Source organism: Akkermansiaceae bacterium, assembly GCA_019634595.1.
Taxonomy (GTDB): Bacteria; Verrucomicrobiota; Verrucomicrobiia; order Verrucomicrobiales; family Akkermansiaceae; genus Luteolibacter.
Genome location: JAHCBC010000003.1, coordinates 358,322 through 374,024 on the forward strand (window position 1 = coordinate 358,322; position 15,703 = coordinate 374,024).

At 60.6% G+C, this 15,703-nt stretch carries 13 protein-coding genes; 7 read left to right on the forward strand and 6 right to left on the reverse strand.

Annotated features, from left to right (window positions below):
* Nucleotides 1-300 precede the first annotated feature (300 nt).
* The 5 genes from dnaK (at nt 301) to KF712_12205 (ending at nt 5,327) form a co-directional block, all read left to right on the forward strand.
* A complete protein-coding gene (gene dnaK, locus KF712_12185) occupies nt 301-2,214 on the forward strand; it encodes a molecular chaperone DnaK (GenBank protein MBX3741745.1) in 1,914 nt (637 codons plus the stop codon).
* 92 nt (nt 2,215-2,306) lie between these two features.
* The gene (locus KF712_12190) at nt 2,307-2,597 is read left to right on the forward strand and encodes a co-chaperone GroES (GenBank protein ID MBX3741746.1); all 291 of its coding nucleotides are present in this window, start codon (nt 2,307-2,309) and stop codon (nt 2,595-2,597) included.
* 118 nt (nt 2,598-2,715) lie between these two features.
* The gene (groL, locus tag KF712_12195; protein ID MBX3741747.1) at nt 2,716-4,356 is read left to right on the forward strand and encodes a chaperonin GroEL; all 1,641 of its coding nucleotides are present in this window, start codon (nt 2,716-2,718) and stop codon (nt 4,354-4,356) included.
* Between the two features lie 121 nt (nt 4,357-4,477).
* Nucleotides 4,478-5,044 (forward strand): SLBB domain-containing protein, encoded by a 567-nt coding sequence (locus KF712_12200; protein ID MBX3741748.1) that lies wholly within the window; start codon nt 4,478-4,480, stop codon nt 5,042-5,044.
* 7 nt (nt 5,045-5,051) lie between these two features.
* Nucleotides 5,052-5,327 carry a Smr/MutS family protein gene (locus tag KF712_12205; GenBank protein MBX3741749.1) on the forward strand — a complete coding sequence of 92 codons (276 nt, stop codon included), beginning with the start codon at nt 5,052-5,054 and terminating at the stop codon, nt 5,325-5,327.
* Nucleotides 5,328-5,404: 77 nt separating this feature from the next.
* Here the strand turns inward: KF712_12205 and KF712_12210 are convergent, their stop codons facing one another.
* From KF712_12210 to KF712_12225, 4 genes are all read right to left on the reverse strand, one after another.
* Complete coding sequence (locus KF712_12210) at nt 5,405-5,653, reverse strand: hypothetical protein (protein ID MBX3741750.1); 249 nt, start codon at nt 5,651-5,653, stop codon at nt 5,405-5,407.
* 70 nt (nt 5,654-5,723) lie between these two features.
* Nucleotides 5,724-6,797 (reverse strand): class I SAM-dependent methyltransferase, encoded by a 1,074-nt coding sequence (locus KF712_12215; GenBank protein MBX3741751.1) that lies wholly within the window; start codon nt 6,795-6,797, stop codon nt 5,724-5,726.
* A gap of 52 nt (nt 6,798-6,849) precedes the next feature.
* On the reverse strand, nt 6,850-7,296 hold the full coding sequence (locus KF712_12220) for a hypothetical protein (GenBank protein ID MBX3741752.1): 447 nt from the start codon (nt 7,294-7,296) through the stop codon (nt 6,850-6,852).
* A 312-nt stretch (nt 7,297-7,608) separates the two neighbouring features.
* Nucleotides 7,609-9,819, reverse strand: a complete 2,211-nt coding sequence (locus KF712_12225; GenBank protein ID MBX3741753.1) for a cellulase family glycosylhydrolase — start codon at nt 9,817-9,819, stop codon at nt 7,609-7,611.
* Between the two features lie 180 nt (nt 9,820-9,999).
* On the opposite strand from KF712_12225, the gene KF712_12230 reads away from it, so the two are divergent.
* Complete coding sequence (locus KF712_12230; GenBank protein ID MBX3741754.1) at nt 10,000-11,013, forward strand: Fic family protein; 1,014 nt, start codon at nt 10,000-10,002, stop codon at nt 11,011-11,013.
* A 6-nt stretch (nt 11,014-11,019) separates the two neighbouring features.
* On the opposite strand, the gene KF712_12235 is transcribed toward KF712_12230, so the two are convergent.
* Nucleotides 11,020-11,694, reverse strand: coding sequence for a PEP-CTERM sorting domain-containing protein (locus KF712_12235; GenBank protein ID MBX3741755.1), 675 nt, complete (start codon nt 11,692-11,694; stop codon nt 11,020-11,022).
* A 123-nt stretch (nt 11,695-11,817) separates the two neighbouring features.
* Here KF712_12235 and KF712_12240 point away from each other — a divergent pair, with 123 nt between their 5' ends.
* The gene (locus KF712_12240; GenBank protein MBX3741756.1) at nt 11,818-13,989 is read left to right on the forward strand and encodes an SUMF1/EgtB/PvdO family nonheme iron enzyme; all 2,172 of its coding nucleotides are present in this window, start codon (nt 11,818-11,820) and stop codon (nt 13,987-13,989) included.
* A 272-nt stretch (nt 13,990-14,261) separates the two neighbouring features.
* Here KF712_12240 and KF712_12245 read toward each other — a convergent pair whose 3' ends face one another.
* Nucleotides 14,262-15,668 carry a DEAD/DEAH box helicase gene (locus tag KF712_12245; protein ID MBX3741757.1) on the reverse strand — a complete coding sequence of 469 codons (1,407 nt, stop codon included), beginning with the start codon at nt 15,666-15,668 and terminating at the stop codon, nt 14,262-14,264.
* Between the last annotated feature and the right edge of the window lie 35 nt (nt 15,669-15,703).

Consider the following 15,703-nt stretch of genomic DNA (forward strand, 5'->3'; position numbering starts at 1 on the left):
CGGACATTCTAAATACCCCACCGCCCCGGATACAAGATTTGAAATCGGAAAGGGCGCCCGGACCCAATCCGCCGACTGGTGGGACATCCCGTCCAGCGCGACAAAGCGACCACCCTCACTGCGTCACTTTGGCGCAAATTAGGTGTTTCTGTTAGAAAACGGGATGAATTACTTTCTTGATTTCCACCTGAAATCCAATGACTTAGGAAACCCACAGCACCCGTGGCATGTTCCCTGCGAAAGGCTGGCATCATCATTTCCCCGTGCCCGTGCATGGGACCAATCGAAAGGAACCCACTTATGTCAAAAATTCTCGGAATCGACCTCGGAACCACCAACTCGTGTATGGCCGTCATGGATGGCGGTGAGCCAACCGTGCTGGAGAACTCCGAGGGCGCACGCACCACCCCTTCCGTCGTCGCCTTCGCGAAGAACGGCGAACGCCTCGTCGGCCAGGCCGCCAAGCGCCAGGCCGTCACCAACCCGAAGAACACCATCTTCTCCGCCAAGCGCCTGATCGGCCGCAAGTTCAGCGAGCTGACCGAGGCGGACAAGCGCATGCCCTACACCATCGTTGCGGCTGCCAACGGCGACGCCCACATCCAGGTGGAAGTGAACGGCGAGAAAAAGACCTACTCCCCGCAGGAGATCGCCGCCATGGTCCTCGGCAAGCTGAAGGCCGACGCCGAAGCGAAGCTGGGCGAATCCATCAAGCAGGCCGTCATCACGGTGCCCGCCTATTTCAACGACTCCCAGCGGAACGCCACCAAGGCCGCCGGTGAGATCGCCGGTCTGGAAGTCCTCCGCATCATCAACGAGCCGACCGCAGCCGCGCTCGCCTACGGTTTGGACAAGAAGGCCGACGAGAAAATCGCCGTGTATGACCTCGGCGGTGGCACGTTCGACATTTCCGTCCTCGAGATCAGCGAAGGCGTCTTCGAGGTGCTCGCCACGGATGGCGACACCCAGCTCGGCGGTGACGACTGGGACAACACCCTGATCTCCTGGATCGCCGGTGAGTTCAAGAAGGACCAGGGCATCGACCTTTCCGGCCAGCCGGACGCGCTGCAACGGATCAAGGAAGAGGCGGAGAAAGCGAAGATCGCCCTTTCCTCCAGCCAGTCCTACGACATCAACCTGCCGTTCATCACGGCGGACGCCACCGGCCCGAAGCACATCCAGCTCACCCTCACCCGGTCGAAGCTGGAGCAACTGACCGACAGCCTTTTCGAGCGCACCAAGAAGCCCGTCCGCGATTGCCTCAAGGAAGCCGGTGTTTCCGCCAGCGACATTGATGAACTGGTCCTCGTCGGTGGTATGACCCGCATGCCGAAGGTGGTGGAAACCGCCAAGGAACTGGCAGGCCAGACCCCGCATCAGGGCGTGAACCCGGACGAGGTCGTCGCCATCGGTGCCTCCATTCAGGGCGGTGTGCTCCGCGGTGACGTGAAGGACGTCCTCCTTCTCGACGTCACTCCGCTCACCCTCTCCATCGAGACCATGGGCGGCATCGCCACCGCGATGATCGAGCGCAACACGACCATCCCGAAGAAGACCTCGCAGGTGTTCTCCACCGCCGCTGACAACCAGCCCGCTGTGGACATCCAGATCTGCCAAGGCGAACGGAAGATGTTCGCGGACAACAAGAAGCTCGGCAACTTCAAGCTCGATGGCATCGCCCCGGCTCGCCGCGGTGAGCCTCAGATCGAAGTGACCTTCGACATCGACTCCAACGGCATCCTCCACGTTTCCGCGAAGGACAAGCAGTCCGGCAAGGAGCAGAAGATCTCCATCCAGGGATCCTCCGGCCTTTCCAAGGACGAGATCGAGAAGGCCAAGCAGGACGCCGAGGCCTACGCCGAGGAAGACCGCAAGCGCGTCGAGAAAGTCGATGCCAAGAACAAGGCGGACAACCTCGTCTTCCAGGTCGAGAAGCAGCTCGGCGAACTGGGCGACAACGCGCCCGCCGAACTCAAGTCCATTCTCGAAGGCAAGGTCCAGGCCGTGAAGGACGCGATCTCCAGCGACGACCTCGACCGCATCAACTCCGCCGTCGCCGACCTCGAAGGTTCCCTGCAGGCCCTCTCCCAAGCCGCCCAGCAGGCCGGCGCGGGTGCCGCCCAACCGGACGTCGAACCCGCCGGTGACGAGCAGGCCTCCAACGAGCCGAAGCAGGCGAAAGGTAAGGTCGTAGATGCCGAAGTCGTAGATTGATTCCTTTTTCCGAACCGACACACTTTCCGCCCCTCTCCGAAAAGGGAGGGGCGGCTTTCTCACAACAAACCAAACCAGAATACACAGACCATATGGCCAACATCAAACCCCTGGGACAACGTGTCCTCGTCAAGCGCATCGAAGCCGACGCCATCAGCGCCGGTGGCATCGTCCTTCCGGACACCGCCAAAGAGAAGCCGCAGGAAGCTGAAGTCCTCAGCCTCGGCACCGGCGGCCGCGACGAAGACGGCAAGCTCATCGAGTTCACCGTGAAAGTCGGCGACAAGGTCCTCATCTCCAAGTACGGCGGCACCGAAGTGAAGCTCGACGGACAGGAAGTCCTCATCATCTCCGAAAACGACATCCTCGGCATCGTTGGCTGACGCCAACGGGACATTCGGGATGGGAAATTGGAAATTGGGGTTATCCCCAAACCATGAGCCACCCGGATACCCGCCACCCAATTATCCAATCACGAATATCCAATAACTTTTTATCACCATGGCCAAACAACTCCAATTCGACGAAGCAGCCCGCCAGGCCCTTCTCCGCGGTGTCGAGAAACTCGCCCGTGCCGTGAAGGCAACCCTCGGACCAGCCGGCCGCAACGTCATCCTCGACAAGAAATTCGGCTCCCCGACCATCACCAAGGACGGCGTTTCCGTCGCCAAGGAAATCGAGCTCGAGTGCCCTTACGAGAACATGGGCGCCCAGCTCATCCGCGAGGTCTCCAGCAAGACCTCCGACATCGCCGGTGACGGCACCACCACCGCGACCGTGCTCGCCGAAGCCATCTACAAGGAAGGCCTCCGCAACGTGACCGCCGGTGCCAACCCGATCTCCCTGCAGCGCGGCATCCAGAAGGCCACCGAGGCCATCGTCGCCCAGCTCAAGCAGATCTCCAAGGCTGTCTCCGACACCAAGGAAATCGCACAGGTCGCCACCGTTTCCGCCAACTGGGACACCGAAATCGGCAACATCATCGCCGAGGCGATGGACAAGGTCGGCAAGGACGGCACCATCACCGTGGAAGAAGCCAAGGGCATCGAGACCACCCTCGACGTGGTCGAAGGCATGCAGTTCGACAAGGGCTACCTGTCCCCATACTTCGTGACCAACCCTGAGTCCATGGAAGCCCTCCTCGAGAGCGCCTACATCCTCATCAACGAGAAGAAGATCTCCTCCCTGAAGGACATGCTTCCCCTCCTTGAGAAGGTCGCCAAGACCGGCCGTCCGCTGCTCATCATCGCCGAAGACGTCGAAGGCGAAGCCCTCGCGACCCTCGTCGTCAACAAGCTCCGCGGCATCCTCAACATCGCCGCCGTCAAGGCTCCTGGCTTCGGCGACCGCCGCAAGGCCATGCTGGAAGACATCGCCGTCCTCACCGGTGGCCGCGTGATCACGGAAGACCTCGGCATCAAGCTGGAGTCCGTCGAACTCAGCGACCTCGGCGAAGCCAAGCGCGTCGTCATCAGCAAGGAGAACACCGTCATCGTTGAAGGCGGCGGTTCTTCCGACGGCATCACCGGCCGCGTGAACCAGATCCGCAAGCAGATCGAAGACACCACCAGCGACTACGACCGCGAGAAGCTCCAGGAGCGCCTCGCCAAGCTCGCAGGCGGTGTGGCCGTCATCAACGTCGGTGCCGCCACCGAGACCGAGATGAAGGAAAAGAAAGCCCGCGTCGAAGACGCCCTCCACGCGACCCGCGCGGCCGTCGAGGAAGGCATCGTTCCTGGCGGTGGCACCGCCCTCATCCGTGCGCAGGCCGCCGTCGGCGATCTGCCGCTGGAAGGTGACGAACTCACCGGCGCAGGCATCATCGCCCGTGCCGTGGAGGCTCCTCTCCGCCAGCTGGCCGCCAACGCAGGCCGCGAAGGCGCGCTGATCGTCTCCAACGTGAAGACCAACAAGGAAGGTCACGGCTACAACGTCGCCACCGACAAGTATGAAGACCTCATCGCCTCCGGCGTGGTCGATCCTACCAAGGTGACGCGCTCCGCCCTGCAGAACGCCGCGTCCATCGCCGGCCTCCTGCTCACCACCGAAGCCCTCATCACCGACCTTCCTGAGAAGGAAGCCGCGGGTGGTGGCCACGGTCACGACCACGGCGGCGGAATGGGCGGAATGGGCGGCTTCTAAGCCATCCCTTCCAGCGCACGTTCGCTGAATCATCTGAAAAAGCCGGGTGGGAGACCATCCGGCTTTTTCTTTCCCTTTTTACTTTGCAATGCAAAGTTAATGCGATTTAAGGGATTCCACCATGAAAGCACGATACCTCGCCTGCCTCCTCCCGCTCGCGCCCTGCCTGCTCCACGCCGGAGTGAAGGAAGGCGATTCCATCCAGGTCACCGTCCGCGGCATCCCCGCCGTGGAGCAGGAAAAAGTCAACGGAGCCTACCGCGTGGGTGCCGGCGGCCTGCGTCTCCCTTTCCTGACGGCCCGCCTCCCCGTATCCGGCATGGAGCCGGAACAGATTGCCGCGGCGGCGGAGCGAGCCTACATCACGGCGGGTGTCTATCAAACACCGGCCATCGACGTGGAGATCGTCCGCGGTGCGGACCAGAAAGGCCAGGAAGCGATCGTCAGCGTGGGTGGCCAGGTCAGACGCTCCGGCCCGGTGGCCTTCCGCCAGAACATGACGCTGCTCCAGGCCATCCAGGCGGCAGGTGACCGGAATGAGTTCGGCAGCCGCAACATCCGCCTGATCCGGAATGGCAAGACCATGGCCCTCGATTTCCGGAAAACGGAGAACAAGAATCTCATCCTCATGCCGGACGACTCCATCATTGTCGAACAGCGTGGTCCGTTCGAAGGTGCCAGTGACTGACACCGCCATGGACGAGGAAGATCCCATCGAAATCCCCATCACCCCGGAGCTGGACCTGCACACGTTCCGGCCATCCGAGATCAAGGACCTGCTGCCGGAGTATTTCCACGAATGCCGGGCGCGGGGGATCTCCCGCGTCCGCGTCATCCATGGCAAAGGCACGGGCACCCTGCGTGAAACGGTCCACCGTCTGCTGCCCAAGATCCCCGGGGTGGCCTCCTACCAATACCCGGCGGAAGCGGATGCCGGATCATGGGGGGCGACCTGGGTGAATCTCAGGTAAGGAGGATGGACACCCCTTACGCGAAAAATCCCGGAGGATGTGCTCCTCCGGGATTTCGCTTTTCGCGTCGGGAAAGATCAGCGGTAGTAGTGTCCGCGGTGGCGCGGACGGTAGTAGCCACGGTCGTAGTGGTGGTGGTGGTGACGGTCGTTGTTTCTGTTGGCGACGGCGTATCCCAGCACCCCGGCGGCCACGACGCCTGCGGTGGCGGCGGCTGGGTCCACGGACTGCACGGGACGTCCGTACGCGTCATAGGTCGTCATGCAGGAGGTGGTGGCGATGACGGCGGTGAGAACCGCGACGGTTTTGAGAATGATTGATTTCATGGCCTTTCAGTTGGGTTACAACATCTATGACGGAAGCTCGCACGGATTATTCAACGTGCTGTAAAAAAATTCACGCATTCCTCCTGCGGAAGAACAGGGTGAATTCCTGCCTGTTATAAGTGAGATGGGTGCAGGCCACGGGTGTGAGTCCCGCTTCCTCCGCATCTTTCAGGACGGCGAGGTGCAGGTCATTGATGGCGGCGGCGGATCCCACGGCAGTCGTTTTCAGGGTGAAAACCACGATCCCTCCCGGCTTGAGGAACACGGACAGACGGGCGACCTGCTGGAAGGCGTCGCGCGGCTTTCCGTTCATGTCGGACAGGATGGCGTCGTAGGAGGAGCCTTTTTCCGGCACGAAGGTGGAGACATCCCGCCGCAGGAACTCCAGATTCCTGGCATTCGCCAGCCGGGGATCGAGGGCGGCGCGGTCCACGGCGGTGACATGGAATCCACGCTTCAACAGCTCCGACGTCATGCCACCGGGACTGGCTCCCAGTTCCAGCCACCGCCCGCCCGCCGGAAGTTCCGGCAGGTAGAGGCGGAGGTAGTGCAGCGCCTCCGCGATCTTCGCCCCGGCCCGGCTGATGGTGTCCTCCGCGTTCTGTGAGATGTATTTCGTCCCGCCGGGGTGGAAGCCGTTCGCGGCCTTCGGCGAAATCATGCCGGAAAACAGCCCATCCTTTCCGACAAGGCAGAACAAGGTCGCCCGGCCCGAGTGTTGTTCCTCCGCCGAGCCGATGTCCATGGAGGGAAACACCTGGAGGGTGCGCCCACGCAGGTTCGACGCCAGCGTCTTGTAGTAGCGGCCGGAGGCGCTCGGGTCGAGCTGGCCGGCAAGGATCGCCTGGGGCTTGCGATCCCCGAATTTTTTGAAAAGCCCCTGCGCCGCCTTCTCGACGAAGCCGGTCATCTTCTCCGGATTGCACGGCCAGCCATGCTCGACCGGGAGGCACCATCTGACGAATTTCCCATACGCCGAACTCCGGATGTCCGTCAGTCCCGCGTTCACCAGGAAATACTCCGCCCCCATCCGCTTGATGGGCTGCACGGCCAACCCGTCCAGGATCTCAGGAACGAGATCCGCGAATACCTCCGGAATCCGGAGGAGCAGGGGTGACGGTGGCGCGACTTCAGGGGAATGCATCAGACCCCCACTGATAGGAAGGTCCACCGGCAAGTCGATCCTTTTACCGCGCTCAAGCCACGGAAACGGCGGGGACGGAAGCCACCACGGCGGGGGAGTTCACCTCCAGCCACCGCTCCGCCTCATCCCGGGACGAGAAGATCCGGCAACGGTCGCTGACGCGCGCCCAATGGGAAAGCATCCGGACCAGGGAAAACGCGGCGGCATCCTTCACCGCAAACGCATGCCAGCCAACCGGCCGGGACTTTCCGGAGCGCATGATGAGGGCATACCGCAGCACCTCGTCACTGCTCAGTTCCAGATCCGCACCGCTCAGGTCAACGAGACGGTTGTTCGACTCCTGGCATTCGGGATCCTCCTCCATGACGGAGGCCAGACTTCTCAGGTCGTCCAAGCCCACCTTTCCGGTGTATTCCTCGATGTGCATGTTCCTTTCGGACTCGATGCGGTAGTGGCAGGAAGCGTGGGGGGAAACGCAGGAAGTCAGGAGTGATTTCATAGGTCTCGGCTGTTTCGACAGCCTTCCCGCGCACTCGTTCAATCATCGCGTCAAATTTTTCAAAAAACCGTAATAATGAGGACAATTCCCCGATCGGTTAATTTCCCTTAAATACAAGGGTCCGGTGGGCCAGAGCGAACGCCCACCAAGGAATGAATGCCATACGCAACGGAATCTCATTCAATTCCGGCGGGAAAACAGCCCATGGCAAACAAAAAGGCGGAGGTGGTTCTGAAACCACTCTCCACCGTATTTTCCGGTGACGGCGGAGGACGAATCACCATCTGCCACCGCCGTTTCCTCCTCCGCGACTCAGCGCGTGCGCTTCAGCTCGAACTGCTTCCCTGCGAGGGCTTCCTTCGCCATGGCACCCCAAGGGGTGGGGGTGTATTTCCAGTCGGAGATCATGACCGGTGAGGCCCCGGGGTGGAAGCACCAGCCGGTCCAGTTCAGCTTGTGCTTCTGGATGAAGCCGAGCATATCCGGCACCCAGGTTTCCGGTGCCTCCTGGGCTTCCTTGGGGATGAAGTCGAGGATCTTGGTGTCAGCACCGACCTCACCGACGAGGATGGGATGCTTTTCCGAGACGGCCAGCATGAGCTTCTCCCAGTCCTTGTGCCAGTTGTAGATGTGCCAGCCGTAGATGATGCCGTTGCCACCGCGGTCATCCAGCGCGTAGCCATCGACGATGCCGCGCAGGTCGCTGGACCAGGTGAGTCCGCCGACGACGACGAGGTTCTTCGCGCCGGTGCTGCGGACGGCGTCCAGCAGGGCCTGCATGCCCACGGATTCAAAGCCCTGGTTCTTCTTCTTCTCCTCTTCGGAAAGGAAGGCGGACTCATCCGTGATCTTGCCCTGGTTGGCGACGAAGCCGCCATCCCGCCAGACCTTCCAGTCGATGCCGTATGGCTCGTTGAAGAGATCGAAGATGACCGCCGGGTGATCCTTGTAACGCTCGGCGGCGTCCTTCCAGAAGTCCGCGTGCTCCTGCTTCGGAGCGCGGAAGCGGTGGAGGTCCAGCACCAGGTAGCCACCGCGGTTGGCGGTGAGGGTGATGATCTGGTCGATGCGCTCGCGGTATTCCTTGCCACCGTCCTTCTGCATGGGGCTGCGGCCGAACCAGAACATCTCGTTCATCGGCAGGCGCAGGCAGTTGGCCTTCCATTCGTCGAGCGCGACCACCGTGCTTTTCAGCACCTGCTTATCATGCGGCAGGGTTTCCAGACCGCCGGGGTTCACGCCCTGGAGCCAGACTTCCTTTCCGGAGGGATCATGCAGGCGGTTGCCCACCACTTTGAGCGGCTGCGGCCACTTGTCCTTCTTCGGCTCCTCGAAATCCACGTGGCGCATGCGCTCCGCCTCCTCATTCGCCCGCTGCTGGGCGTAGAGGATCTCCGGATCGGTCGGCTTGAGGACCATGTCGTCGATGTCGAAGGTTCCGGTGGTGACCTGGAACAGGGACGGCATCAGGACAAGGGTGACGGCACCCTCCGGCACCAGGAAGCTCTTGTTGCGCTCCACCCAGCCATCGGTGTCCTTCTGGGTGGGGGCTGGCGGCGGAGTGCCGATCTTTTTGCCACCGGCGTCATGCCACTCCATCATGATGCGCGCGTCGAACCACGGCATCTTGCCCTTCTTCAGGCCGGTGACGCGCTGCTTCCAGGAAAGCTCCAGCGCCTTCACATCCGCCGGGACGTCCACCGTGCGGTAGAGGGAGACCATCCTGTCAGGCGCGGGGGACTTCATCGTGGCGTAGCGGTTCGCGCCCTCCTGGCTCCATTCCTTGTCACCCTTCAGCACGCCCCAGCCCTCCGGGCCGCCGGCTTTGCCTTTTGATTCCGTCTGGAAGTCGCCGTTGGTGATGAGGTTGCCCGTGGCGGCCAGCAACTCGGCTGCCTTTGCCTGGCGCTTCGCGGCGGTTTCGGCGGCCTTGCGGGCGCGTTCCTCATCCTTCGCCTTCTTTTCTTCCTCCAGGGGCTTCGGATCGGTTTTCTCGATGGAGATGTCGTCCAGATCGAAGGTGCCTGCCTCCGCCTGGAACAGGGCGGGCATGAACTTCAGGTAGACCGCATCCTGCGGGACGAGAAAGGAGGTGCTTTTCTCCACCCAGCCGTCGGTGTCGCGGTTGGTGGCGGGGGCAGAGGGGGTGCCGGCAACCTTCAGGCGTTCCGCATTTGAAAATTCCAGCATGATCCGGGCGTCGAACCACTTCTGCTTGCCCACCTTCAGGCCGGTCACCCGCTGCTTCCACTTCAACTCCAGCGCGCGGGTGCCTTCCGGGATCTTGTATTCCTGGTAGAGCATCACGTTCGTGCCCGGAGCGGGGCTGGCAAGACGGAGGAAACGGTTCGCGTCTTCCTTTTCCCAAGTGCCGCCCGCACCCGGCTTCGCCCAATCCGCCGGCCACTCCCCCTCCCCTGATTTCTCAAAGTCCCCGTTCGACACGAGGTTGGCACCAAAGGCCGCTGATCCGAGCAGGGCGACCGCAGCGAGGGTGGAAAGGAATCCGGATGGAAGTTTCATGAATGGGAAATGGTTTTTCGGGTGAGGGGTCGGCCCCTGGATCGGTGAAAAATGGAATCATCCGGATTTATTGGCAAGAACCCGATTGGGTAGTACGGGAGGCGACCTTCCGTGATAGAACGGCACTCCACGGGATGATCGTGCTTTCCTTGGGATATCCTGCCATCATCCTGCTGTCCGATGGCCGCCTCCTACTCACCCCCTTTCGTGATCACTTCCGGCATCCTGTCGGCGGTCGCGGAGATCGCCGCGGAGGTAGGCAGGCTGGGTGGGATGCCGGGCAACGGGATCGCCCCCAAGCTGCGGCGGCAGAACCGCATCCGCAGCATCCACGCCTCCTTGGCGATCGAAAACAACACGCTCACCCTGGACCAGGTCACCGCAGTGGTGGCAGGCAGACGGGTTCTCGGCCCACCAGGTGAGATTCTCGAAGTCCGGAACGCTTTCGCCGCGTATGAGGAAATGCACGAGTGGAGTCCCCACTCCGTGAAGGATCTGCTCTCCGCCCACCGGATGCTGCTCGGAGGTTTGGCTGGCGACGCAGGGAAGTTCCGCACGCGTTCGGTCGGAATCGCACAAGGAAAGCAGATCGTCCATCTGGCTCCACCGTCCGAAGGAGTGCCGGGACTGATAAAAGATCTCATCGGATGGCTCAAGCGGACGGACACGCATCCCCTCGTCGCGAGCTGCGTTTTCCACTACGAACTGGAGTTCATCCACCCCTTCGTGGATGGCAACGGTCGCATGGGACGGCTATGGCAAACGCTGATCCTCAGCCGCTGGAATACCCTCTTCGCCTACCTACCGGTGGAAACAGTCATCCGGGACCGCCAGGATGCCTACTACCGGGTGCTTGCCCTGTGCGACAAGGCGGGAAACTCCACGGCATTCATTGAATTTCTGCTGGATGCTCTGCTGACCGCGCTTCTCGAGATCTCCTCCACCGACCAAGTCACCGACCAAGTCACCGACCAAGTCAGATCACTCCTTTCCGCCATTGGCGGCGACACCCTGAGCGCGGTGAAGTGCATGGAGCGGCTGGGGCTTTCCCACCGTCCCACCTTCCGGATGAACTATCTGGCTCCGGCGCTTTCCGGGGGATGGATCGAATATGCCATTCCATCGAAGCCTCGCAGCCGGCTGCAGAAATATCGGCTCACCGAAAAGGGAAGCGCGTTACCACGACGCTCCTGAAGAAGCTCAGGCCCGCCGGCGCAGCAGGAGGATGGCGCCGAGAATCCCCAGCAGGCCCGCCGGACCCGGTTCCGGGACGACCGCCACCGACATCTCCCCCACCTTCACGCCCACATCGCCGCCCGGACCACCGATGAAGGCGATGAGATCCAGCTTGCTGCCAGCCGCACCGAGCGGGGCGATGGTGAACGCCCCTTTCGAAATGGCCACGGAATCGATGCCATTTCCTCCGACGAGGATGTCGAGGAACTCGGGCGAGTCGTAGGTATCGAAAGCGGTCACCAGTTCCGACTCGGTGTAGGCGAAGAGATCCTCCACCTTCAGGCCGACACCGGTACCGCTCTGCAACGCGATGACGAAGCTCCGGTCCACGAGCGCGTTGCCGGAGTCATAGGTATTGATCCTGCCGAAGTAGGACCAGGCAACGTAGTCCTCCAGCGGCGGCGGGGAGAAAACCTCCGTGAAGCCGAGACCGGTGGAACCGGACATGATGCCGTCCAACTGCCCGCCGGTGCTCATGCCACCTGCATAAAACTGCATGAAGGCGGACTGGCCGGTGAGTTCGTAGTTTCCATCAAGCGGCGAGTCGAGGCTCACACCGATGGTGACGTCATTCTGCGCCTGCAAGGCAAGCGGGGTGAAACAAGCTGCGGCAAGCAGCAGGGCGAGGGGTGATTTCATAACCGGGGGGAGTTACGATCAAGGCGTATAACCCACACCCCCGGGTGGGATCAATCCCTTAATTGATAAGGAAACCCTGATGATTCGCCATCAAAAGATGCCCCTCTGAACTCCGACAATCCTATGCCAGCAAGAATCCCAATGGACATGAATGTTTCTTGCCGCCTCGCAGCTCATGACACACCATCCGATCTGACGAATCATTTATCCATGTCATCCACAAATCCTCCCAGAGTCTTTGTAAGTTATGCGCATCATGATGCGGATCTCAAGAGGCAGTTCGATACTAACCTCAGGGTTATGCAGCGGCAGGGCATCATCGAGCAATGGACGGACGGCGAGATCCAACCGGGCGACCATTGGGAAAAGTCCATCACCGATGCAATGATGGCCTCACAGGTGATCATCTTTCTGGTGAGCAACAATTTTCTGGACTCCGAGTTCATCCGCAACGTGGAGGCTCCGATCGCGATGCAACTGATGAACGAAGGAAAAGCAGTCATCGTCCCCGTCCTCCTCAGGACAACTCCCGGCTGGAAGAAAGAACAGTGGTATTGCCTCCAGGCTCTTCCCAGCGAAGTGAAACCTGTCGAAGACAAACGCTGGATCAACCCGGCTGAAGCATTCGCAGATGTCGAACGACACCTGAGGGAAATGATCGAACTTCTCCCGGACAAGCTGGGCGTCAGGCCCCGCCCTGCACCAGAGGAAACCGTACGACCTCAAATTCAACCAAACACAGGTAACAGCCCTGACGTTCCTGTCGCCTTGGATAAAAGTTGGAGAGCACCCCGAAAAAGCAGAAAACGGCTGGTCGCAGGATCCTTGCTACTCGCTTGCGCCGTAGGCGTAACTCTGGCGGCCGCATACTTTTCGAAGTCAGCTAACGGGAATGCCTCTCATTTCAAGCCTGCAAACCATGACAAAACCGCGCCATTTGTTAATAGCCTGGGGATGAGATTTGTCGTTCTACCCGACTCCCAGATTCTTTGCAGCATCTGGGAACTGAGAGTCGACGACTTCAGGATCTTCGCTGATTCGGGGACCTATCCGATCACGACCCGGATGCAAACCCACGAAACCGACGACAAGGACGGGACGGCGAAATGGGCGAATTTCGGCCGGAGTTGGCAAAGCCCCGGATTCTACCAAAACGGTAACCATCCCGTGGTAGGCATCAGCCTGGCAGATGCGGCGAAATTCTGCGATTGGCTCACCACAAGGGAGAAAAAACAAAAGACCATTCCAGAGGGCTTCAGATATCGCGTCATCAGGGACTCGGAATGGAGCTTGGCGGCAGGGGATACGATTTATCCGTGGAATCCTTACGAAATCTCTCCTTCCAGGCGGGGAAATTACGGCAACCTGAAACTGAACTTTGAACAGACCCCTTCAGCCAGCGGAGATGGGGCGGAAATAACAGCACCTGTAGGTTCATATGATCCAAATCCACTGGGAATCTTTGATCTCGGAGGCAACGTCACCGAAATCTGCGACACTCCCTATGACAGGAGTCTCAACCATCCATACGTCTATCGGAGGCACCCGGAGATCGACCATTCGAACACGGGTGTGGTATGTGCGAGAGGAGGTTCTTGGTTATCCTCGGACGATATCGGTGTAAGCACCGACCTGCGATGGCCACTCGCCCGTGAAGGTGCCACCTCTATCATGGGATACAGGATTGTTCTGGCACCCGATGACAACGCCTCGAAAGCCGAAGATCAACGCACAATTGTTTCCGTCCCCATCCCACCCGAGAAGCAATTTTTTGACATGACCCATCCTGATGCACTCAAAGGATTTGCCTTCCTAATTCCCCTCGCCGAGCAACCGAAGGATTTCGAGGCGACTGTGGGTTACTGTTTGATCGGGATGCCTGAGAAAGAAGTAGGATTCGGAATCGCTTTCAATTTCAGAACAGGTGCAAATGCGAGATCGGGATATCGGGCTTTTGTGAGCCATGCTCAGCTGCCTGGTTGGGGCAGTGGCTACTATGATGCATCCGGAGGTTATCAGGCGGAACCTTTCGTGAAAATCAATAGGGGCATGATTCGCACCGACGGTTCCCTGAATCGATTCAGAGTATCCGTGCATGGCAATCGAATGAAGGTCTACAGCAACGATTGCCTGATCGGAGAGCGAGAATTTGATGCGGCAACACTGGCCGGAGATTTATCGCTGTTCGCTCAATTGGCTCCATACGGAAATGTGCCCGAACAACCTCTGGATGCATCTACCGGCCCGAAAGGTATTGATTTTCAGCACATCGACGTACATACACTCGACCCCTGAGGCCAGCTTCTCTCCCAGGGTCCCTACATTAGGGAGAAATCCAACCGCAGATGAACAGGATTGACGCAGATGAATATCAGGATGGATCTGGAACCCGCCCCCCAACCGACAACTTCGGTTACAAAAGTCCGAGGCGTAAGATGAAAACAGAAATTTTCCGTTAATCTGCGTACATCCCGTTCATCTGCGGTTGAAAAATGCAGGGATCAGGGAACTGCCCATCCCTAATGTAGGAACCCTGGCTTCTCTCCCCCGATTTAGTCCTTGCCTTCCTAGCTCCTCTTCTTGCGGAATTTCGCAAACGGTCCGTCTACCGACCGCCGGTCCGGCGCAGGGTGTCCGGAAGTTTCGTTGCCCGGGGAAGACTGCATTCCGGTGTCAGGCTTTGCCTTCGGCGCGCCGGGTTTGGTCTCCTTGCGGAACTTTCCGGGGGCAGCGTGACCGGGTTTCGCGGCGGCGGCTTTCTTCGCCTCCATGTCGCGGGTGCGTTTCCGCCAGTCGCGCTTCGCGGGCTTTTCACCGGCGGCGGGAGGTTGCGAGCGGGCGTGGTAGTTGAAATTTTTCAGCCGCTTCCGCGGTAGCTTCATGCCGATGGCCATCTCCAGGATGTGGAGGAGATTGAGATCCCCCGGCGGCACGAAGCTGATGGCCTCCCCCGTCATCTCCGCGCGCCCCGTCCGGCCGATGCGGTGGATGTAGTCCTCCGGGTTCACCGGGAAATCATGGTTCACCACATGGGTCACCCCCTCGATGTCGATGCCGCGGCCAACGATGTCGGTCGCCACCAGTACGCGGACCTTTCCGTCCTTGAAATCCTGGAGCGCCTTGATGCGCTGTTCCTGGGAGCGGCTGGAGTGGAGCTTCGCCACCTGGACGCTCCCTTTCTGCAGCAGGTCGAAAACACGGTTCGCGCCGTCCTTCATCCGGGTGAAGACCAGCACCCTGGTGAAGCCGGGCTGCTTCAGCAGCTCCAGCAGCATGGGTCCCTTCAGATGGTTCGGCACCTCATAGATGGACTGCCTGACGGTATCCGCGGGGTTCGACTGGTCGCCGATGCGGACCATCTTCGGTTCATGCTGGAATCTGCGGGAAAGCCCCTCGATCTCCCTCGGGAAAGTGGCGGAGAACATGAGTGTCTGCCGCCGGGGCGGAAGGTTGGCGACGATGGTCTCGATGTCCTTCAGGAACCCCATGTCGAGCATGCGGTCCGCCTCATCCAGCACGAGGGTCTCGAGTTCGGAAAAATGCAGGTGCAGTTCCTTCGCCAGGTGCATGAGGCGTCCGGGCGTGGCGATGACGATGTGGACGCCTCTGCGGAGTGCCTTCAACTGGGCTTCCTCCTCCACCCCTCCGTAGATGGCGGCGGCGCGGATGGGCAGGTGCTCGCTGAAGGTGCGGATGTTCGAGTGGATCTGGAGGGCCAGCTCCCGGGTGGGGGCCAGGATGAGCGCCTTCGTGCCCCGGAGCTGCCCGTCAACATGCAGCAGGCGGTAACGGTTCAGCATGGGCAGCAGGAATGCGGCGGTCTTTCCGGTCCCGGTCTGGGCGATGGCGGTGACGTCACGGCCGCGCATGACGTGCGGGATGGCCGCCGCCTGGATGGGGGTGGGCTGGGTGTAGCCCGCCTTCCGGATGCCCCGGAGGATTTCCACATCGAGACCGAATTTGTCGAACGCCATGGCCGGAGGATACGCGGCGGAGGGGAGAGCACCAG